The organism is Gallaecimonas mangrovi (assembly GCF_003367375.1).
GTDB classification, from domain to species: Bacteria; Pseudomonadota; Gammaproteobacteria; order Enterobacterales; family Gallaecimonadaceae; genus Gallaecimonas; species Gallaecimonas mangrovi.
The window spans coordinates 102,268-123,889 of the sequence record NZ_CP031416.1; the positions used below are offsets into that span (position 1 = coordinate 102,268).

Sequence of the window (21,622 nt, forward strand, 5' to 3'; positions counted from 1 at the left end):
AAAGGGTCCGAAGACCCTTTTTTCTGTCAGTGTCCACCGCCACCACCGGCCCCAAAGGGCGGCTTGGCAAACCAAATGATCACGGTAATGGCCAGGAAAATGATGCCAAACATCCAGAAAATGTCGTTAAGAGCCAGAGTTTGCGCCTGCAGGTTAACCATATGGTTTACGTAGGCATCGGCTGACTGACTGGGCATACCGCTTTGCTCAATGGTATTGAGATAGGCTTCGGTGTTGGGGTCACCTTCCTGAACATGCCGTACTAGGGTGGCATGGTGGAAGATGGTTCTGTGGTCATAAAGGGTGGTACTGACCGCCGTGGAAACCGAGCCTGCCAGGGTTCGAAAGAAGTTCGACATGCCCGACGCCGATGCCAGTTTTTCGGGTGGTAGGCCAGACAAAATGATCTGGTTAACCGGCACAAAGAACATGGCAATACCAAAACCTTGTACCAAACGCGGCAAGGCCACGTGGTCAAAGCTCATGGTGGTGGAGGCGGTTGCCATCCAGAACATGGAGATGGCAAAAATGGCAAAGCCGAGGGTGTTGAGCACCCGCAAGTCAAACTTGTGCTGGTTGGCACCGATTATCGGCGACATAAAAATGGCCGCCAGCCCCACCGGCGCTACTGCAAAACCGGCCCAGGTGGCGGTGTAGCCCATGGTGGTTTGCAGCCAGGTAGGCAGTACCACGGTGCCGCCGAAAAAGGCGAACATCCCGGCTGACAAACACACCACGCCAGCTAAAAAGTTGCGCCGGCCCAACAGCTTTAGGTCGATAACCGGGTTTTTGTGCATCAGCTCCCAAGCGATAAGGAAGGTGATACACACCACCGCGATGACCGCCAGGGTGGTGATGAGGTTAGACGAGAACCAGTCTTTGTCGTTACCGTTATCCAGCATGAACTGCAACGAGCCCACACCCACGGTTAGCAGCACCAAACCGATGGCATCAATTGGGGAATGTTCGGTTTTGGTTTCGCGTTTTCGCAGCAGGCTCATGGTGACCACCAGCGCGAAGATCCCCACCGGAATATTGATGAAGAAGATCCACGGCCAGGAGAAGTTGTCGGTTATCCAGCCCCCCAATATCGGGCCAAATACCGGCGCTATTACCACCATCATGACCCACAGTGCCAAGGCAATAGGCCTTCGCTCCGGCGGGTAGTTGTTCATTAGCAGCGTTTGCGACAGCGGCACCATCGGCCCCGATACCGCCCCTTGCAGCAGCCTGAAGAAGATCAGCATATCCATGCTGGTCGACAAGCCACACATAAAGGAAAACAGCACAAACAGCCCAACCGAGAAGGCAAAGGTACGCACTTCGCCGAAGCGGCGTGCTATCCAGCCGGTTAACGGCTGCATAATGGCGCTGGCCAGCGAATAAGCGCTGATGGCCATGGTACCTTCCGAGGCGCTCACCCCAACGTTACCGGCAATGGTGTGCACCGATACGTTAACGATGGAGATGTCCAGCACCTCCATAAAGGTGGCCAGCGCCACCCCGGCGGTTAGGGCAATCAGCGACGGGCCGTGCAGTGGCTCGCCGCTTTGCTCTCGGTTAAAGAAGTTAGTCATTGGCCACCAGGTTGGCGTTAATCACGCTTTGGGCGTCGGCATCGGCTGCTGCTAGCTGGCCTTGATAGATGTCTGTACCCATGACCATCTGATCCACCGCCTTGGTGGCAAGTGCCGCGCCAGAGCGGTCGTGTGTATCAACGGTTACGGTGGTTGAAAGGCCTAACTGCAACGGCTTTTTATCGAGATCGGCTTGGTCAATGGCAATACGCACCGGCAGGCGCTGAATTACTTTGATCCAGTTACCGGTCGCGTTTTCTGCCGGCAGCAGCGAGAACACGCTACCGGTACCGGCTGCCAAACCCTGCACCTTACCGTGATAGGTCATATCGCTGTGGGCATCGACTTCAATGGTTACCGGCTGGCCAACCCGCAGGTGGGCTATCTGGGTTTCCTTGAAGTTGGCATCAATCCAGGTGTGATGCAGCGGCACCACGGTCAGCAGGGTTTGCCCGGCTTGAATGTGCTGGCCAACTTGCACGTTGCGCTTGGCCACGTAGCCGTCGGCGGGGGCCAAAATCACGTGGCGTTTGTTGTCTATCCAGGCGCTCACGTAGCTGGCTTTGGCCTGCTCTACGCTGGGAAATTGCTTCACAGTCATGCCGTCTACGGCGACGTGGGCAGCGCGGGCACTGGCCTTGGCTTGCTCGTACGCCGCTTTGGCCGCTTCCATTTGCCGGCGGGCAGAATCGACGTCTTCTTTGGCGGCGGCGCGCTGCGCTAACAGCGGTTCGCGGCGTTGGTAGTCGGCTAAAGCGCGGTCGTAACTGGCTTTGTTTTGCACCACTGCCGCGTCGGCTTCGTTAGCTTGGGCAATGCTGGCTTGGGCTTGGCGCACCGCTTCGCCCAATTTGGCTTTGGCTTGGGCCAATTGCACCTGGGTGTCAACCGGGTCCAGTTTTACCAGCAGCTGGCCTTTTTTCACCAGGTCGGTGTTGTCGGCATAAACGGCGGTTACGGTACCGTTACTGCGGCTGGAAATGCTAATTTGGTCACCATTGACATAGGCATCTTCGGTTTCGGCTTCATAGGCCAAAACCAGCCGGTCATAGGCGTACCAGCCTGCCCCTAGCAGCACAAAAATAATCGCAATAGTGCCCAGTACCTTGCGGCGCTTGCTGTTATTGGCCTTTTCTTCCTGCGGCTGCTGTTGTTCGGTGTTTTGCTGCTCTGTCATTTCACGTCCTCAGAGGCAGAAGTTTTGGTGGTGGTGTAGGCGTCTGGCGCGGGGCCTTGATAGCCGCCACCCAATTGGTGAATAAGCTGCAACTGGGCGCCAAGGCGCTGGGCTTGCAGTTGAATACGGCTGTCGCTTTCGTTGTTAAGGCTGAGTTCGGCAGACAGGGCTTGGCGAGGGTCATCAACCCCTTTTTCTACCCGAGCCTTAGCGCGGATAAGCTGGGAGTCGGCCGCTTGCCATTGTTTATTAAGCTCTTTTGAAGCGTTGGCTAACTGCTCGATAGTCAGCACGGCTTGCGCCACGTCACCCGCCGCTTCAACCACGGTTTGGTTGTAACTGGCAATGGCGGTGTTGCGTTTGGCATCGCTTGATGCCAACCCGGCATCAAGGCGGCCGCCGTTGTAGAGGGGCAAGCTAATGGCTGGGCCAACGTTACCCACAGCACCGGTTACATCGGTGCTAGAACCAAGGGCCGGGAAGACTTTGAGCAAAGCGCCAATGCCGGAAAGGCTAACATCGGGGTAGAAATAGGCCCGGGCTTCGTTAATGCCTTGGTTGGCGGCTTCAACCTGCCAACGTGCCGCCACGATGTCGGGGCGGCGGGCAATAAGGCCCAGCTTGGCATTTTGCGGCACTGAACCGGCTGGCTTCGGCAACGCTTTGGCTGTTAACGGGCCCAGCTCTTCTTCGCTAACCCCCATTAAGGCGGCAATTTGCGCGTGATAAATGCGCTGCTGGCCTTCGAGCATGGCTTGCTGTTGGCGAATTTGTGCCAGTTGCGCCCTGGCTTTATCAAGACTGCTGTCTTCTTCAACGCCGGCATTAATGCGCACTTTGACTACCCGCAAGTATTCACGGGCTACAGCAGCACTGTTTTTAAGAACGTTCAGCCGGGCAGCTTCGGTTTGCCAATTAAAATAAAGGCTCGCCAAGTTGTATTGCAAAGAGGCAAGGGCCGCGGCTTGGCTGGCCTTTTGGGCATGGGCGGTATCGATGGCTTGCATCAATATCGCTTCTTTTTTGCCCCACAGGTCCAGGTCCCAGCTGAAGTTAAGCATGCCAACGCCGGCCAGCACGTTGCTGGTGTCGCTGGTATCGGTGCCGTCAGTGTCGATATCGTAGTGGCTTACCCCGGCGCCCAGGTTACCCGAGGCCTTTAGCTCCGGGTTTTTATCCGCCCTTTTGTAGCCGGCTTCGGCCATGGCTTGCTGATACCGCGCCAGCGCCGTTTGCAGGCTGGGCGCATCAGAGATGGCGCGGGCCATTAGGCTGTTGAGCTGGGGGTCGTTAAAGGTGTGCCACCAATCGGCAGCGGGCCAGCCCGGCGCGTTGGTGGGTAACCCTGCCAGAGGCGCTTCGTTTCGAAGTTGAAACTCGGGTTTTTTACGGGCCGGTGCTGAGCAACCAGCCAGTAATACCAGTGTTAGCCCTAGCCAGGCGGCCCGTTGGAGGCGTGTTCCTGAAACCTTCTGCATTTAAAGTGCACCGTTTAAGACGGAAAAATCAGCCAGAACATTGAATTACTTTAGGAAAGTTATACATAGCTTGGCCAAGAAACCACACAAGCCTGGTTGACGTTGACGCCAACCAGGCTTGTTAATTTGTTAACGCAAAAAAACGCTGTTCGCACAGACTACCGGAGCCTAAAAAAGATGCAACTGGACACTGCGTTACGGGATTGATCCAATTGCTGGCTAAAGTTTAGGCGTCGTTACGGCAGTGCAATTCCTCGGCGGGCAAAACGCTTGTTAAAGCGGTGTGATGCCGCAAAAAACAGCACCCCAAAAATAAGCGAGGCCAGCGCCAGGTAGGAATAAAAGTGGGTGTAAATCGGCAGCGTTAATTGTGGTGCTACTTTTTTCTCTGGCAAAGCGACGAAGTCACTGAGCTTGCCAGATACCAGGTTGGCCAGCGAGACCACCAGATAGAACACACCCATGGCAAAGGCCATCATTTCCATTTCGCAATAGAGCGAAATCATCGACAGGCCGATGGCGCTTATCAGTAGCTCCGAAATGGTCAGTGTGAAGTACGCCAGGCCAACAAAGTTGCCGCTGACCAAGCCGTTGTGTTCGGAAAAACCCGACAGGTACAAAAAGAAGATACCCAGTGCGCCCAACAGCAAGCCCGCCGAAAACTGGTAAGGGATATTGAACTGCGGGAAGCGCTTGTAGATTTTCGAAATAAAGCTGCCAATTAAAATAATGGCAATGGGGTTAATCAGCTGGAATGACGCCGGATACAGGGTAAAGCCCAGCAGTTTGTGGTCGGAATTGTTCTTGGTGAACAGAATGAGGCTGGTGTTCATTTGCGCGTAGAGCACAAAGAAGGCAAATACCGCTAACAGCAGGTAAATAGACAACATCTGTTTGGAACGGATCTCACCGCTCAAATTCAGGGTCTTCAGCAAATAAACCAGCAAGGTCACCACGATAGCAGCGCCGATCAGGTAGAACGACAGATGTGCGTGGGAGAACAGGAAGCAGGTAACAAAGTAAGCCACCGCACAATAAAGCACTAAAATGCCGAGCTTTTTCATGCCAATAGGCATGGCATCTTCGCCGTGCATTACATCGTCGTAGAGCTTACGGCGCAGGGCAAAGTTGAGCCAGGCAATAAACTTGCCGACAAAGGCCACCAAAAATACCGACATCGGGCCAAAGCTTGAATGCAATAGATAAGGGGCTAAGCCAATACCCAACATTGAGCCCACGTTAATGGTGATGTAGTACACCGTCATCGCGCGCTTGGATGAATGCTCGTCGTCTTTGAAGATACGGCCAATCAGCGCTGACGCTGTACCCATGTACAAAGAGCTGCCCAAAGGCACCAGCGCATAAGCGAGGAAAAAGGCTTGGCGCATATTGCCGGTAAAGGCATGGGTGCTAATCACCAGGGCCAGAAAACCAAAGGCCAGAATACAGGCGCCGTAGCTCATGGCGCGCCTGACTCCCAGCACTTTATCCGCAAGGTATCCGCCGACAACTGGCAGTATGTAACCCATGGCTTGCACCACGCCGTAAAGCATATAGGCGTCATGGTCGTTCAGGCCAAGGCCAGACTGGGCCACTGGCATGGTGAGAAAAACAATGAGGATACCGGCAAAGGTATAGCTGGCGAACATACTCCAGAAGGTCATGCTGGCGATGTTCAAAAGTTGCTTTGTTTTAATGTTCATGGGTACTGCCGTAGAAAAAGCTCAACCCCGTTGTGGGAGCGCTGCGAGCGAAGCGCAGCAAATTGGGTGGAAGCCGCATAAAAGACAACCATTCACGGCAGCTAAAGTGATCTTGATCACATAAAAATGGGGCTTTTAATGAAAAACCCCATAAAAAATAACCTGCCGTTAAAAAACCTTAAAAGACGCGAAAAGGGCGTTAATTGAGCACTTTTTCGTTAATCGAGTAAAACTTTGGCAAAGGCCAGCGCTTCGTCAATTAAGGCGTCATTGGCGCCCAAATGGTTGGCGGGGTCGCAAGCGGCTTTTAGCTCGTCGTAACTGAAATACTGCATCAGCTCGGGAGACGTGAGCAAAATGTCTTCCAGCTGCATGCTGCTGTCTTGATGACGGGCAATGGCTTCTTTGACCAGCCGGTAGCCTTGGTCGCGGCCTACCTTGTCGGCCACCTTCATCATTACCGACTCCGACATAATAAGGTGGCGGGAGGCTTTAAAGTTCTCTCGCATTTGCTCGCTATTAACGTGCAAGTGGGTAAGCATTTTTTCACCCCGGTGCAGGGCACCTGACACCGCCAGGCAAGACTCTGGCAGTAAGGACCAGTCCAGCATTCGCGCAGCCGATGAGCGTACATCGGTTTGGTCTAGCATGTTGGGCGCACTGGACGCGTACATCCAACCCAGGCGAGCCATGGCTTGAATGCTGTTCGCTGCCCTGGGGTTGGCTTTATGGGGCATGGTGCTAGAGCCGCCGCCTTCTTCGCCTTCACGCAATTCAGCGATAGAGGCGCGGCTCATCAGCTCGACGTCGTTAGCGATACGCTGCAATGAGCCATGCACCAAGGCAAAAAACTGTATTACTTCCACCAAGCTGTCATGGCTGGCATTCCATTGGCCAACCGGCCTTGGCAAACCCAGTTTGTCCAGTAACAGGTTGCGAATGGCAATACCGTTTGGGCCGGCAGATGACAGGTTGCCAATAGCGCTACCGTACATACCGGTGGTGGCTCTTGGGGTGATCTGGGCCAGGCGTTGGTAGTGGCGGCAAAATTCACTGAGGTAGCCGCTCACATGAAAGCCCCAGGTGCTGGGCGACGCATCCTGAGCGTTGGTGCGGGCCACCATCAGGGTATGGCGGTGGGTATTTGCCATGGCTGCCAGCTGTTTTATCACCTGCTGCAGCTGCATTTTGATAAGCGCTAAGGCCTTAGCTAAGCGCATGGCCTGGCCGCTATCGAGTAAATCTTGGGTGGTACTGCCCCAGTGCAGGTAGTGCTTTACTTGCTCGTTACCGGCGGCGGCAACTTGGTCAACCACCGGTTTGACGGCCATACCCACCTTGCGGGTGTCGTCGGCGAGCTGCTGCCAGTCGATGTGTTCAAGGCGGGCTGCCTTGGCAATGGCGTCTGCCGCAGCTTGCGGTATCACCCCAAGCTGGGCCTGCGCCGATGCCAGCGCAATTTCGTAATCTAACCAGGCTTGTACCATGGCCGTATCAGACCAAAGCTCGTGCATTGGCGGGTAGCTAAACAAGGGTGAGTACACCGCGGAATCAAAAATAGACACATTAAGTGACGGCACGGACATGCTCAGACTCCCAGACTACACAAAATAATGAGGGTTAAAATACCGCCAATCATTGGCAGGGCGGTACGTTTGACCAAATCCATAGGGGAAATGTCAGCCACCCCCGCGCAAGCGATCACGACACCTGAAACCGGCGAAAATGAGCGGAACAGGCCCGCAGCCAGCTGCATTGGCATGGCGATAACGGCGGTGCTCACCCCAGCTTGGGCAGCAACCCCTGGGGCCAGGCTTGAGAAACTAAAGAAGGCGGCGTTGCCGGAGCCGGACAAAATCGCGGTGACGCCGATAATGGCAATCAGCACAATAGTGATGGCCAGATAACCAAAGCCTAAATGCTGCGAGGTCGACAATAACAGGTCGATAAAGCCCATGGCTTTAAGGCCCGCCACAAAGGTTTGGGCGGCGATAATAAGAGATACCACCGACGCAAAAATGGCGCCCATACCTTGCAGGTAAACCGACAGCGACTGTGCAACTGCCTTGCCGTCACGCTGGTAGAGGTACTGGCAGATCATGGAAATGAACAGGCTCAGGAACATGGCGGTTATCACGTCCATGTGGATGGAGGCCACCGCATATTTGCTGAAGGTCAGCAGCAGCGCCAAGGGCAATATCGGCAGAATGGCGAACCAATTAGGTGATGCCTTTTTATCCTCTTTATCCACATTAACGGCTTTAAGATTACCGAGCTTAGAGTCGCGTTTATCAAAATAAGCCTGCGACACATAATGCAGCAGCGCGATGACAATCATCACCACCGGTGCATAGGCAAGCTGGTGCTGCACAAAGTAGGTGGCGGCATCGATGCCAATCACATCAGCCGCTTTGTTAGAAGCGCCAGAGGCGGGCCCTAAATCCAGGCAGGCGGTGGTGGCAATAACCGCGGCGGCACTGGCCGGTGAACAGCCGACGTTAACGAGAACGGGATATAGTGCCACCAGCAACAGCATGGCCAAGCCCACGGCGCTGGGAATAAAAATGTTCAGTACCTGGCCTAGCAAGTAGGTCAGAGACAAAATCACATAGGGATTTTTGATGTAAGACAGCGGCTTGGTGGTCACTCTGACCATGGCATCGGACGCGCCGATATGGTTCATGTATTTAGAAAAGCCGCCCACTGACATGATGATAAGCCCCAAGTTACCCAAGGTAGTGGAGCTAAAGTATTTAATAATAAGGAAAAGATCGATCACTTGGCTGCCGGATGAAGCGAGGCCCTTAGGCAGGAAACCGCTATGGCCGAATAACTCTCCTAACGCCATCATTAAAAGGCCGGTTAAAAAGAGCACCGCGGAGGTGTGATACTTTTTTATAACTAAGTAACCCGCGCCGATGACGATGGGGACCGAGAGTAGTGCAATCATCTTTATTCCTTAGAAGGCGATGTTTTGTTATAACTGCGGTTCGAGATTTTCTGCTTTTCCGATTCTGCCCTGCTCTTATGGATTGGAGAACGGGAAATCTTTCTTCCCAAAATACAATACTAAAAACCACCTGAAAAAGAGGTACTTATGCCAGATGCAGAAGTCCTGAATCTTGCAGATTACAAAGAAAAGGTGGCCCTACTGCAGCATCTACCCGAATCAGAACTGAAGGTTGCCGGTTATATCGAGCGGATCTTCAAGGAATTGTCCTATTACGGGATCACTGATATTGCCAATACTTGTGGGGTCAGTAAGGCAACCATTGGCCGTTTTCTTAATAAAATCGGATTTTTAGGTTATACCCGGTTTAAAATTGCCGTTGTTAATTCATTGGAAACAGCGCGACATCCCTACCCGTTAGAAGCGGCCAATAATGGGATGGAAATAGAAAATGAACCGATGTTCGACTCCCACATCCATGATGTGGTTAACAATCTCTATGACTCTTCGGAAAGCATCTCTGCTCAAGACTTTGATGAGGCTGCCAGCCACTTAGCTGACGGCTCGCGTAGCCTCTACATCATTGGCCCGGCATCAAGCGGTGCGCTGGCAGTCTACTTTTCGACCTTTATCCGCTATGTGCGCCCTGACGTACACCGGCTGTCACTGGACACCTCTTTTTTACCGCATAACTTATTAGACGTTGATGAAAATAGCGTTTTATTTGTGGTGTCGTTTTACCGCTTTAATGTTGAAGCGGCAAAAATTACCAAGTGGTTTAAAAAGAAAGGGGCAACGGTCATTGTATTAAGTAATACTCAGGCAAATCCCTATAGCCCTTATAGTGATATTGAGTTAATTGTTGCCAGTAAAACGCGCAGTATATTTCAAAGCCGGAGTAGTGGTTTAGTTTTAATTGAAGCATTGCTGCGAAAAATAGCTCAACAGAATTTAAATAAAGAAAGAATGGAATCACTGGAAGAGCTATTTGGCGAATTTAATACCTTTCCATAAATAAAAAGGGCCCCAATTAAATTTGGGGCCAATACCACTTACAGAAACAATTAACTTTCTTTAGTCTTTTAACCAGTAAGGGTGCAATCCTTTTGCATCAGTTACCTTAGCAACCTGTTTGCCATTTTTATATTCAATGGCATATACCGGCAAATCATGGCGGTATTGTACTTCGGTAATTAACTGGCCTTGCTCGTTGTAGATTTTGCGCATTCCTTCACGCGACGAGTGCGAGTAGGGAAGGGTTTGCATGACCTTGCCATTCTTGAAGTAGTCGGTGCGGGTACCGGTACGCTGGCCTTTGTGGTCATGCTCAATATGGCTTTTCACCTCACCACTGCGGTAGTAGTCCACCTCTTCGGTATTACGGGCGCGGCCGCGCTCGTAAGTGGTGGTCATTTTCAGTTTGCCGTTATCCCAATACTCTTTTAGCGGGCCGGTCAATTTACCTTTTTTGTTATAGGTAATTTCCAGGCGCACTTGGCCATTTTCAAAATACTGCACGTATTTTCCGTATGGCTTGTTGTGGCGATATTCGCCCTTGGATAACAACTTACCGCTTGGGTAATACGCTATTTCTTCACCATTTCGTGAATGTTTTTTACCGGTTACGCCAACGACAACTTTTACTTGGCCGCCGGGGTAATAGGTGGTTTCTTTTCCGTTAGCGTAAGTTGGTGCGCCTAAGGTGTAGTCATTGGCCAAGACCGAACTTGACCCCAACACCAACAGCGAGGCAATAAGCAGATTACTTGCTTTCATTGACGTCACCCATAATCACTTTGATGGCATCTTGCTGAACGATGTAATTGTCATGTTCAGCACCTACGACGGTGTGCTCTTTCCAGTTAAACGGCGTTTTTAACTGTTTGGCGACGGCTTCGGCATATTTAAAGTAGTAATGCCCACGTTCAAAGCGTCCGTCGATACCGGTTCTGTTTGGCTCGGGAGCGTTACGGAACAGGTAATGGTTAAAGTCGTCGTCGTGGTCACCCAGCATCAAGGTGATAGGCAGTGCGAAGAAATGCTTTAAGGTTTCGGCATTAATGGCATCAACACCTTGGATGCTATAGGGCCATCTTTCATCGCGGGTGGGCAGGGTGTACCAGCCGGGGTTACCGACGATAGCCAGCTTAATGTCGGCCTGCGGGTAGAACATCAGCATGCGAATTAAAAACTGGCTGCCACCGCCGTGGCCATAGGCGTAGTAACGCTTGGCGTTGGTTTTCTCCCGGTGCTGGAAATCGGCAAAGATTTTATTGGGCAGCGTAAAGCTCCACTGATCTTTGGGATTAATCTGCTTGGGAACCACCTGGCCTTTCAGCTCGGCGCGGCTTACCGCGTGGTAGACGTTACCCAGGTTGTAGCCGTTGACGCTGGGATAGAGCCGGTTAGAAAACTCCGGCACCAGCAACATCAGGTTGTATTTTTCTGCCAGCGCTTTCCACTGGGCTGAGTATTCATCGGCATTGCGTTTACGGCCGTGAAACACAAACAGCACCGGGGTATTGGCGTTGTAATGGGAAGGCTTGTAATACCAGATCTTCATCAACTGGCCGCCCTGCCCGGTGGACGCCGGCATGGTGAAATTGTAGGTGTGATAGCCCTGTTCCAGCGCAGCGTTCGCACCAAACGAGCACAGTACCACCAACAAAGTGAGAAGATATTTCATAAATCACCTTTGTGGTTAGAAGTAATAGCGAAGCCCAAGCAGGTAGCTGTTTTCGTCGTTCACACGGTCACTTAGATAAGTCGCTGCCAGATACGTTTTTCTGGCCAGACGATACTCCAGCTCCATCCGCCAGTCTTCTTTCTTGCGGGTAACCGAGATCTCGCGGATAGACGAATAACCCAGGGTCATGGTGGTGCGGTTGGTAACGCTGTAGGCCAACATCGAGTCAAAACCGTTGAATTCACGCTTGGTGTAGTCAAAGTCGGTCAAGGTTTGGTGGTTGGCAGTAACACCCAGGTTCCAGTCGCCGTAGTACATGTCGAAACCGCCCATGTATTGGCGATGCTCACGCTCGTTTTCATCGGCAATGCTATCGGCAGACGCTTTAAAGTCGCTATAAGCCAGAGCTGGGCTGAATTTAAAGTCGCCATTGCGGTAGTCGTAGCGGTAACTGGCCATGTTGCCGTAATCAACCCGGGCATCAGACTCGCCATTGCCCATCACCCGGGCAAATTCGAAGGTGTTATGGCCGTTGGTGTAGTTCCACTGCACGGTGGCGTCTTGGCGGTTAAAGCTGTAGGACTTGTCGACACGGCTAAGCAGGTAGCTATTGGTATCCGGGGTCCAGTTAATGTACTTGTAGGTGATTTTAATGACCTGCCACAGCGGGTTTTGGGTACGGCCAATCAGTAAGTCACCGTATTTCTTGTTACTCAGGCCCAAATAGGCGTAACGCGGTGTCCAGGTGCCGTCGCTGCTGTGGGTGTCGTATTCCTCGGTGTTGGTTTGCCACTCATATTTGCCCACCACCTTGGTGCCTTCCAGGAAGGTGCCGTCAAGGCCGGTTAAGTAACGGGACATGGCAAAACCCAAACGGCCACCCATGCGGGCTTCGGCGCCGCTGTCTTCATCGCGGTTCCAACCGTTACCAATTTGCGCCTGCAAACGGCCATAAACATCGAGGGTGTTATCGGCATCTTTGTAGACGGTGGCGCCATAGCTCGTTGATGACATTGCGCTCAGGCCTAATGCCACTGCCAGGGAGGCAACTTTAATTTTTTTATCCATTGTGTGTTCCTGCTGTTTGGTTATTGCTGCGGGGGCTCTATTTTTCGGCCCCGGGCAGATTAAACGGCATTTCCAGCAAGAAACTGGCGGGAAAGCATGTTTCCCGGCGAGTGAGAAATGAACTTTCCCGGCAATAGCCAAAAAACAAAAGGCCGGTTAACCGGCCTTTTGTTGGGTCAGCAAAGACTTAGGAAAGGGCTGAGCGTTTGAAGTCCAGTTCGGTATCGGCGTAGGTTTTGGACACCTCGTAGAACTGGTCAGCAATGCTGATAAAGGTGTCAAAAATGCTTGGGTCAAAATGGCTACCCCTGCCTTCTTGCATGATGGCAATGGCCTTGGCGTGGGGAAAAGCCGGCTTATACACCCGCACACTAATCAGCGCATCATAGACATCGGCAATGGCCATCAACCGGGCTGACAGCGGAATATCTTCACCTTTAAGGCCCTGTGGGTAACCGCTGCCGTCCCACTTTTCATGGTGGCCGTAGGCAATTTCCATGGCGTAGCGCAGGAAGTTGTTGGCTTCATTCAGGGTGCCAATGGCGGCATTCAGGGCATCGCGCCCATACCCGGGGTGCTTTTTCATTTCGGCAAATTCGGCGTCGGTGAGTTTGCCGGGTTTTAGTAAAATATGGTCTGGCACCCCAACCTTGCCAATGTCGTGCAAGGGCGCAGATTTAAAGAGCATGGTGATATTTTCCGGCGTCAGCTCCACGGCGTATTGGGGCTTTTTGGCCAGTTCCGTGGCCAGAAGCTGCACATAATGCTGGGTGCGACGAATATGGTTGCCGGTTTCCGGATCGCGCGCTTCGGCCAGGGCACCCATCGATACCATGGCTACGTCCTGCAGCTCGGCTAGCTGGTGGGTACGCTCGCGCACCTTGTCTTCCAGTTGCTGGTTTTGTTGTTCTAATGCTTTACGGGCCTGGGCCAGCGCTAAGTGGTTTTTTACCCGCGCCAGCAAAATCGGCGGGCTCAAGGGTTTGGTAATGTAATCGGCGGCGCCCAATGCCAAACCGTGGGCTTCGTCTTTAATATCGGCTTTAGCGGTGAGAAATATCACCGGAATGGCCTGGGTATTGGGGTCGGCCTTGAGCTGCTGGCATAACTGGTAACCGTCGACATCCGGCATCATTACATCAAGCAGAATAAGGTCTGGTGCCTTACGTTCAATGATTTTAAGGGCCAACGTGGCGTTAATGGCCGCCTGAACGTTGTAGCTTTCCTTGAGCACTTCCTTGGCAACGTCGATATTGGCCGGCGTGTCATCAACAATCAAAATGGTGTACTGAGCGTTGTCCATGGGTTAATCCTTGATGGCCTCGGCCACAACGGCCTGTAAATGTACTTTCGCTTGCTCGTAGTCGTATTCGTCCAGGCAGCGTGCCAGCTTTTCCAATTCGGGTTTAACGCCGCTGGCCATGATGCCAAGCAACTGCTGGCAGCTTTCCTGGGCATTGACATCAAAGTCATCTATTTGCGCTTCAAGCCGCGCTAACACTGGCCCTGGCTGCTGCAACGCCGGCGCTTTAGCCGCGGCAGCTTTACCATCAAGCGCGGCGAGCTTTTGCAAGGTGTCTTGTAAGATTGCTGTTAGCTCGGCAATACCGGCGATATTGCCTGTGGCCAGTTGCGGTTCAATGGCTAAGCAGTGCTGGTAAAGCGCAGTGGCACCCAAGTTACCGGCCAAGCCTTTTAGGCGGTGCACTTCAAATTTTAAGGCGTCTGTATCGGCTTTTTCGGCAAGGCTGCTGAGCTTGGTGGCGGTTTGCTGCTCGTCGCGCGCGGCGTTTTGTAAAAGCTTTAGTAGCAGTTGGCTGTTACCGCCAAGGCGCAGCAGGGCATTGTCGATATCAAAGCCGCTAAGATCCTCAAAGCCAATGGTGTGGTTATCGGTTTTAACCGCTTGCTGGTGGGTTTCGGCCAGTGGCAAGTAGTGCGCGAGGGTGCTCATTAGTGCGTCGGGGTCGATGGGCTTTTTGACGTGGGCGTTCATACCGGCGTCTAAGCACTGCTGCACATCGCTTTCCATCACATTGGCGGTCATCGCAACGATGGGTAGCTCGGCCAACGCGCTCTGTTGGCGCAGCTGGCGAGTGGCTTCAAAGCCATCCATTACCGGCATTTGAATGTCCATTAGCACCAGTTTGAAATCGGTTTTGGCAACGGCGTCCAGCGCTTGCTGGCCGTCACCGGCAATGGTGACCTCGAGGCCCGCTTGTTCTAGCAATTCTTGGGCAACCTGCTGGTTGATGGGGTTATCTTCTACCAGCAGTACCGGCGCGCGGCTGAAGTGGTATTGGTTGCCGTGGTCAAGGTGTTGGCGTTTCGCTGGCGCTTTGGCACTGGGGCTAAAGACTTCCATAATGGTGTTGAACAGCACCGAGGGATTAACCGGTTTGGCCAAAAAGCTTTCTACCTTGGCTTCTTGCGCCTCATTCATGATCTCTTCGCGGCTGTAGGCGGACACCATCACCACTTTCGGGGCGTTTTTGATGTCGGGGTCGGCATTGATGCGCCGGCAGGTTTCAATGCCGTCGATACCCGGCATTGCCCAGTCCATCAGTACCAGCTGGTATTCTTTTTCCCGCATCATGGCTAGCGCTTGTTGGCCGCTAAGGGCGGTATCGTTCTGGCAACCCATTTGCCCTAACAGGTTACTGAGAATATCCAGTGACGCTTGATTGTCGTCCACCACCAGCACCTTGAGGCCTTTAAAGTCGGCGGCGGTAGTGACTTTATGCTCTTGTACCTGGGGCAGTGCTAACTGGGCGGTAAACCAGAAGGTACTGCCTTTACCCAACTCGCTTTCAACGCCGGTGCTGCCGCCCATTAGCCCCGCCAACCTTTTACAAATCACCAGGCCAAGGCCGGTGCCGCCATAGCGACGGGTGGTGGAGTTATCGGCTTGCGAAAATGACTGAAACAGCCGGCTTAGTTGCTCTTGGCTCATACCGATGCCGGTGTCAGTAACGGTAAAGCGCAAGGTGACTTGGTTGTGGCTGGTGCTTTCGCGCTGTATTGCCACCACAATCTCACCTTTTTCGGTGAATTTAACCGCATTATTGACCAAGTTAGTTAGTACCTGGCCAAGGCGCAGCGGATCACCCACCAGGTGGTCGGGCACATCACTACCGATATCAAAGAGCAGCTCCAGGCCTTTTTTATCAATATTGAGCTGCACCAGGTTGGCCATGTTCTCCAGCACTTTTTCCATGGAAAAGTCGGTTTTTTCCAGGCTCATCTGGCCGGCTTCGATTTTTGAAAAATCGAGAATGTCGTTGATGATGCGCAGCAATGCTTTGGCGGCAATATCGATTTTGCCAAGGTAGTCGCGCTGTTTATCGGTTAAATCGGTGCGTAGCGCCAAGTGGTTCATGCCCAAAATGGCATTCATGGGGGTGCGTATTTCATGGCTCATGTTGGCCAAGAAATCCGATTTTGCTTTGGTTGCCTGCTCGGCTTTCTCTTGGGCGATTTTGAGTTCGGTTACATCAACAATAACCCCCACCAACCCCGCCGGGCGGCCGTCCGCCAAGCCAAAGCCTCTTACCCAATACAGCACTTGGTGCTCTTGACCGTCAGCAAAACGCTGAACGATTTCGCGGCTGGTACTGCCCTGGCGGCGAATAAGCGCCATGTCTTCTTCGTGGAAAGCCTGGCGGTCTTGCTGGTCCAAATAGGTTAAATCGAGCACCGTTTTACCGATAAGGTCGTCCCGGTTTACCCCGTAAGCGGCCTCATAAGCCTGGTTAAAACCAACAAATTGGCCGTTGGTGCCTTTGATGAAAATGGGGTAGGGGATGGTGTCGATAAGGGCCGACTGGAACATCAACCGGCTTTGCCGGGCCAGTTCGATTTCCTTGCGCTGGCTGATGTTTTCAACCACCCACAGAATGCCTTGCAGGTCACTTTCGCTACTGAGCGGCTTGGCTGAAAGCGAACACCAGATGGGGTTGTTATCGGCGGTACATAACTGGTGGTCGAATTGGAACTGCCCTTGCTGGCGGATTTGTTGGTTAAGGTCTTTAAAGCTGATGTTCTTTTCGGCAAAGAGCTTGGGGAAAGACCAACCCACCAGGGTTGAGGGACCGGCGTAGCCTAAAAGGCCGGTCAAGCTCTTGTTGCAACGAACAATGTGCAATTGCTCGTCAACCAAGACGATGCCCACCTGGGCACTGTCGAAGATATTCTGCAGATCGGCCTTAATGGCGGTGATGTCGTGTTGGGCCTTAACCCGCTGCGCCACTTCTTTGGCCAGCTTACGGTTGGCGAATAAAATCACCGCAACAATGACCGCCGCAATGGCGAAAATGCCTAAGGTAATTAACCACACTAACTGCCAATTGGTTTGTTCTGTGGTGCGCACATTGACCCAGCGGTCATAAAAAGATTGGCGTTGGTCGTCGGTAAGCTGTGCCAGGGCTTTATTCAGAATGGGGATAAGCTGTGGCCAGTCTTTGCGCACCGCCATGGCCAGTTTAAAGGAATAGGGGGTGGTGGCGGCAATTTTAAGGTTATGAAACTGATGCTGGCGGATGTTGTAGGTAACGGCTGCTTGGTTATCAAAAGCGGCAGCGACATCACCGCCACTAACAGCCGCCAGGGCCTTTTCTAAATTGCTAAAGCCCACTACCTCAATGCTTGGGTAGTCTTGCTGCAAATACTCTTGGGTAACATAGCCCTGTACCACCGCCACCTTTTTGCCTTTAAGGTCATTTAGGCCAGCAATAAAGGGCGCCTTGGCGCGGGTTATCAGCACCATCGGCAGGGTTTGGTAAGGGTCGGTAAAGAGGTAGTCTTTGCGGCGCTCGGCGCTGGGCGTCATGGCCGGGAACAGGTCGACCTTGCCTTCCTTATAAGCCGCTAAAGCCTGCGCCCAAGATAAGCCCTTAACCGGCTTCATTTGCACATTCAGTAGTGTCGATAACCAGTTGATGTACTCCGAACCTACCCCAACATATTCATTTTGTTTCGAAAAACCTTCTATCGGCAACCAGGAAGGGTCAATGCCCAAGCGAATGCTGCGGTGCTGATCCAGCCATTGTTTTTGTTTGTCGGTAAGGGCAAAGGCTTGGCTGGAAACAATGTTTTGTAGGTAATGGCTGCGAATACTGTTGATGTCGTCATCACTGAGGCTATTGAGCCCCTTTTGCAGAATCGACAGCAATAACGGCTGCTGAGGACTTATGGCAAAGGCAAGGGTGGTTGAGGGAGCGCTAAAGGCACTAATACGCGCGAGCTGCCCGGGGAAATCGTGGTGAGCCAGATATTGGCCAGTAAAATTAGGGCCAATAAAAAGGTCGGCCTGAGAGGCGGCCAGCATCGCCAAGCCTTGGTGAGTATCGCGGGCTTCCTTGATTTGCAGCTGCGGATAGCGCTGGTGTACCAAGGTGACCAGGCCATTGCCTTTAAGCACTGCCACGGTCTGTGTTGACAGCTGTTCGGCGCCAGTGATGGGCGCATCGTTGCTGCGGCCAAATATCGCTGGCACCGTTTCGAGATAAGGTGAGGTCAGTAGCAGCGTTTGTTCGCTATTAGCGTGACGACGATACTGGGCAATCACATCCAAGTTGCCATCGCGCAAAGCCTGCAGCTGTAACTTGGGCTTATCAAAGTGTACCTGCAGGTTAAGGCCTGCCTTGTCGGCAATGCGGCTTAATATGTCGGCGCTAATACCTTCATAAACGCCACTTTGTGATTGGAATTCAAAAGGAGCAGCATCTATGGCGCCCACTTTAAGTTGCCGGTGCGCTTTAACCCAGGCCTGCTCTTGTGGAGTCAGTGATAAGTCGGCGGATATGGCTTGGCTACTAAAAACAGCAAAAAAGGCGGCACCGGCAATCAGCCATGCTGCCTTTTGACAACGCTTACTTAACAGCAACACAGTGAGCGGTCCATCGTTATAAATCCTTGTGGCTATCACCGGTAGGGCGCCCGGTGACTTTTCCTTAGGCTAAGGCCTGCCATAAAGCTTAGCAATCAGTTGGCGTCGAAAATTTGACGCATCTCTATTTAACTGTTTTTTTTGAAGTTTAAATAAAAAAGGCCGCTCGCCGGCGGCCTTTTTTTATTCACAATTTACGCCAGCGCCGCGATATAATTTTGCTCAACCTGTGGCCAATTTATAACCTTAAAAAAGGCCTTAATGTAATCCGGGCGCTTATTTTGATACTTGAGGTAATACGCGTGTTCCCAAACATCTAACCCCAAGATGGGGGTGTTGCCGTTAAGCAAGGGGCTGTCTTGGTTGAGGGTGTTTTCTACCACCAGTTTGCCGTCTGGCGTCACTGACAGCCAGGCCCAGCCAGAGCCAAAACGCGCCACGGCGGCGTTGGTAAAAGCGGCTTTAAAGGCATCAAAGCCGCCTAATTCCTGGTCAATGGCCTTGGCCAGCTTTGGTTGCGGTGTTCCGCCGCCCTGTGCTGACATTACCGTCCAAAACAGCGAGTGGTTGGCATGGCCGCCGCCATGGTTGATCACGGCTTGGCGCTTGGCTTGCGGTACGTCACTTAGCTGGCGCAAAAGCTGCTCAACGGGCCAGTCTTCAAGGCCAGTGCCCTCAAGGGCGTCATTGAGTTTGTCGACGTAGGTTTGGTGGTGGCGCGAATGGTGAATTTCCATGGTGAGCGCATCGATGTGCGGTTCCAGTGCATCGTAAGCGTAAGGAATTGCGGGTAATTGATGTGCCATCTGCATCACTCCTTATGGTGAAGGGTTATGCCGCCAGGGCCGCATACTCTGGCGGTGTCAGCACCAGTAAACCACTCATTTCTTTTATTTAAAAGATAACTATTATCATTTGTGATTTTGTAAAGTAGATGGCGATAATCGCCGTTGAACAAAAAAGCCGCCATGAGGCGGCTTTTTTTATGGCTGCTGGGCTCGGAGAATTTTCCCTTTAGGGCCGACAACTGGCTTTGGGCATCTTCACAAACCAGGGTTTTAGGTGACGCTTAATAACCAGGCCTTTTTCGTCAATCAGCGGCTTATCCGCTTTGCACAAAGCCCCGGCCTTTGGCCGCAGTAGCTACTAGCCATGGCTTAGCAATGACGTTGATAAGCCGCTTGCAGGCGCTCAGCATAGTGATTTTGCTGGTAGCTTTCGCCGTTGTATCTTCTGGCAAAGTCGTCCCACTGCTTGGTTTGCAGGTATTGGCCCAGTTGCTGGCTTTTAATAAAGCTAACAAAGGCCGCTAACTGCTCTTTGGCGGAGGTAAATTGCGCTGTAACCATCTCATCAATGTCACTAAAGCCCGCGGCTGAATAATGAAAACCCATTATCTGAAATTGCCCCCAAGACGCCGATTGCAGCGCCGCTGCCCTGTTAAGCGCCATCGCCGCGGTTAAGCGGTCATATTCCTGTTCGCCACCCAAATAAAGCGCCCTGTTCCAGGTGGCGCTGGAAAGCGCCGGCTGGGTGGCATCAAAAACATGGTTGGTCAGTCTCGAAAAAATATGCGCCTCAAAAAGTATGACGGGGCGCCCAGAGTGTAAAAAGGCATTGCCCTGGCTTTCTACGTCGGCCACGGCCTTAAGGGCCGCAAGCGCTATGCCGAGGTCTGCGGCGGCTTGTTGATAGTCGGTTTCTTGCAAGGGCGGATGCGGGCAAACGGGCGGCAGCGCGGTAGCAGTATCGGCGTTAACGCCGCGATTAAGCAGCAGCAGCGTTTTACCGTCAGGGTCCACCCGCTCATCCGGGTGCTGCATCTCAACCACCAACCGCTGAAAAAGGGCAATGGCGTTTAAGGTGCTTGGGCCCATAACGCCGTCTTCGGCGAGGCTGACATTAAAAGCGGGCAACTGTTGGTGGTTTAGCAGCCACTGCACGGTTTTAACATCACTGCTGTGGTTGTCGCAGCCGCGGCCAACAGCTGCACTAAGGGTCTTTGACATCACTCTCTCCGTGAGTGCTCGGCGCCTTTGCCTCTAGCAAGCATAGCCGCTGACCCACACCGCTTTGTGACGGCGCTTGGATTTTTAAAAACGGGGGAACTGAAATAAAAAAGCCCCACCAAAGCGGGGCTTTTTTGTAGAAACGGCGTTATTCGATATTTTGAATTTGCTCGCGCATCTGCTCAATCAGCACTTTTAATTCCACCGAGCTGGCGGTAATTTCGCTGTTGATGGATTTTGAACCCAGGGTGTTCGCCTCGCGGTTAAACTCTTGCATCATAAAATCCAGGCGGCGGCCAATGGCGCCTTTGCCTTTAAAGATTTTACGGGTCTCTTTAACGTGGGATTCCAAGCGGTCTAGCTCTTCGGCCACATCAATGCGGCTGGCCAGCATCACCATTTCTTGCTCAAGGCGGCCCGGTTCCAGCTCAACCTTGGCTTCTTCGAAGCGGTTTTGCATGCGCTCGCGCTGCCAGACCAAAACTTCGGGCATTTTTTCCCGCACCTTGGCCACTTCCACCAGCACGCCTTCAAGACGGCTTTCGATAAGGACTTTAAGGGTGTCACCTTCGCGGCCGCGGGCGGCAATAAAGTCTTCTAAGGCGTCGTCAAAGGCGGCCAGCAGTTCTTCGCTGATGGCATCAAGGTCGGCTTCTGGGGCGTTCATTACCCCGGGCCAGCGCAGAATATCAACCACATTAATGTTTGACTGCGGCGCCTTGGTGGCCAGCTCGCTGGCGCGGGCCATCAGCATGTCGGCCAGGGCCTTGTTAAAGGCTAGGGAGTTGGCGTCGGCGTTGGCAAAGTCATAGCGCAGCTGCACTTCAACTTTGCCGCGGCTGAGCTTGGCGCGCAGTTTTTCACGCAGCACCGGATCTAAGCTTCTAAAGGCGTCGGGCAGACGAAAATAGGTTTCTAAATAGCGCTGGTTAACCGAGCGAATTTCCCAGGAGGCGGTGCCCCAGTCGGCCCGTACATCTTTACGGGCAAAGGCGGTCATGCTGTAAGTCATAAGGGCGTCCTTATCGATTTGCGCCCAGTATCCCACATTCGCGCCTTGCAGTGAAAAGTCTCAAGCGCCGCCCTT

Annotated in this window: 15 protein-coding genes; 1 reads left to right on the top strand and 14 read right to left on the bottom strand. The window is 52.7% G+C overall.

Annotated elements, in window-relative coordinates; all coding sequences use genetic code 11:
• Positions 1 to 26: 26 nt before the first annotated feature.
• The 6 genes from DW350_RS00480 to dcuC all read right to left on the bottom strand — a co-directional run bounded on the left by DW350_RS00480 (position 27) and on the right by dcuC (position 8,885).
• Positions 27 to 1,577, bottom strand: a complete 1,551-nt coding sequence (locus tag DW350_RS00480; RefSeq protein ID WP_115716976.1) for a DHA2 family efflux MFS transporter permease subunit — start codon at positions 1,575 to 1,577, stop codon at positions 27 to 29.
• Complete coding sequence (locus tag DW350_RS00485; RefSeq protein ID WP_115716977.1) at positions 1,570 to 2,754, bottom strand: HlyD family secretion protein; 1,185 nt, start codon at positions 2,752 to 2,754, stop codon at positions 1,570 to 1,572. Before DW350_RS00485 ends, DW350_RS00480 begins: the two co-directional genes overlap by 8 nt.
• Positions 2,751 to 4,232 (bottom strand): efflux transporter outer membrane subunit, encoded by a 1,482-nt coding sequence (locus DW350_RS00490; protein ID WP_115716978.1) that lies wholly within the window; start codon positions 4,230 to 4,232, stop codon positions 2,751 to 2,753. Before DW350_RS00490 ends, DW350_RS00485 begins: the two co-directional genes overlap by 4 nt.
• A 236-nt stretch (positions 4,233 to 4,468) precedes the next feature.
• Positions 4,469 to 5,935, bottom strand: a complete 1,467-nt coding sequence (locus tag DW350_RS00495; protein WP_115716979.1) for a peptide MFS transporter — start codon at positions 5,933 to 5,935, stop codon at positions 4,469 to 4,471.
• A gap of 218 nt (positions 5,936 to 6,153) precedes the next feature.
• Complete coding sequence (locus DW350_RS00500; RefSeq protein ID WP_226911362.1) at positions 6,154 to 7,521, bottom strand: class-II fumarase/aspartase family protein; 1,368 nt, start codon at positions 7,519 to 7,521, stop codon at positions 6,154 to 6,156.
• A gap of 2 nt (positions 7,522 to 7,523) precedes the next feature.
• Positions 7,524 to 8,885, bottom strand: coding sequence for a C4-dicarboxylate transporter DcuC (gene dcuC, locus DW350_RS00505; RefSeq protein WP_115716980.1), 1,362 nt, complete (start codon positions 8,883 to 8,885; stop codon positions 7,524 to 7,526).
• Between the two features lie 147 nt (positions 8,886 to 9,032).
• Here dcuC and DW350_RS00510 point away from each other — a divergent pair, with 147 nt between their 5' ends.
• Positions 9,033 to 9,899, top strand: a complete 867-nt coding sequence (locus DW350_RS00510; protein WP_115716981.1) for a MurR/RpiR family transcriptional regulator — start codon at positions 9,033 to 9,035, stop codon at positions 9,897 to 9,899.
• A 60-nt stretch (positions 9,900 to 9,959) separates the two neighbouring features.
• On the opposite strand, the gene DW350_RS00515 is transcribed toward DW350_RS00510, so the two are convergent.
• The 8 genes from DW350_RS00515 to DW350_RS00550 form a co-directional block, all read right to left on the bottom strand.
• A complete protein-coding gene (locus DW350_RS00515) occupies positions 9,960 to 10,661 on the bottom strand; it encodes a toxin-antitoxin system YwqK family antitoxin (RefSeq protein ID WP_115716982.1) in 702 nt (233 codons plus the stop codon).
• Positions 10,648 to 11,571, bottom strand: coding sequence for a hypothetical protein (locus DW350_RS00520; protein ID WP_115716983.1), 924 nt, complete (start codon positions 11,569 to 11,571; stop codon positions 10,648 to 10,650). The genes DW350_RS00515 and DW350_RS00520 overlap by 14 nt, the downstream gene beginning before the upstream one ends.
• A gap of 15 nt (positions 11,572 to 11,586) precedes the next feature.
• The gene (locus DW350_RS00525; RefSeq protein WP_115716984.1) at positions 11,587 to 12,639 is read right to left on the bottom strand and encodes a porin; all 1,053 of its coding nucleotides are present in this window, start codon (positions 12,637 to 12,639) and stop codon (positions 11,587 to 11,589) included.
• A 187-nt stretch (positions 12,640 to 12,826) separates the two neighbouring features.
• A complete protein-coding gene (locus DW350_RS00530; RefSeq protein WP_115716985.1) occupies positions 12,827 to 13,942 on the bottom strand; it encodes a response regulator in 1,116 nt (371 codons plus the stop codon).
• A 3-nt stretch (positions 13,943 to 13,945) separates the two neighbouring features.
• Positions 13,946 to 18,526: a response regulator gene (locus DW350_RS00535; protein ID WP_192954762.1), complete on the bottom strand. Its 4,581-nt coding sequence runs from the start codon at positions 18,524 to 18,526 to the stop codon at positions 13,946 to 13,948.
• Positions 18,527 to 18,720: 194 nt separating this feature from the next.
• Positions 18,721 to 19,332 carry a superoxide dismutase gene (locus DW350_RS00540; protein WP_115716987.1) on the bottom strand — a complete coding sequence of 204 codons (612 nt, stop codon included), beginning with the start codon at positions 19,330 to 19,332 and terminating at the stop codon, positions 18,721 to 18,723.
• 351 nt (positions 19,333 to 19,683) lie between these two features.
• Positions 19,684 to 20,535, bottom strand: a complete 852-nt coding sequence (locus tag DW350_RS00545) for an N-acetylmuramidase domain-containing protein (protein WP_115716988.1) — start codon at positions 20,533 to 20,535, stop codon at positions 19,684 to 19,686.
• Between the two features lie 148 nt (positions 20,536 to 20,683).
• Positions 20,684 to 21,547, bottom strand: a complete 864-nt coding sequence (locus DW350_RS00550; RefSeq protein WP_115716989.1) for a YicC/YloC family endoribonuclease — start codon at positions 21,545 to 21,547, stop codon at positions 20,684 to 20,686.
• Between the last annotated feature and the right edge of the window lie 75 nt (positions 21,548 to 21,622).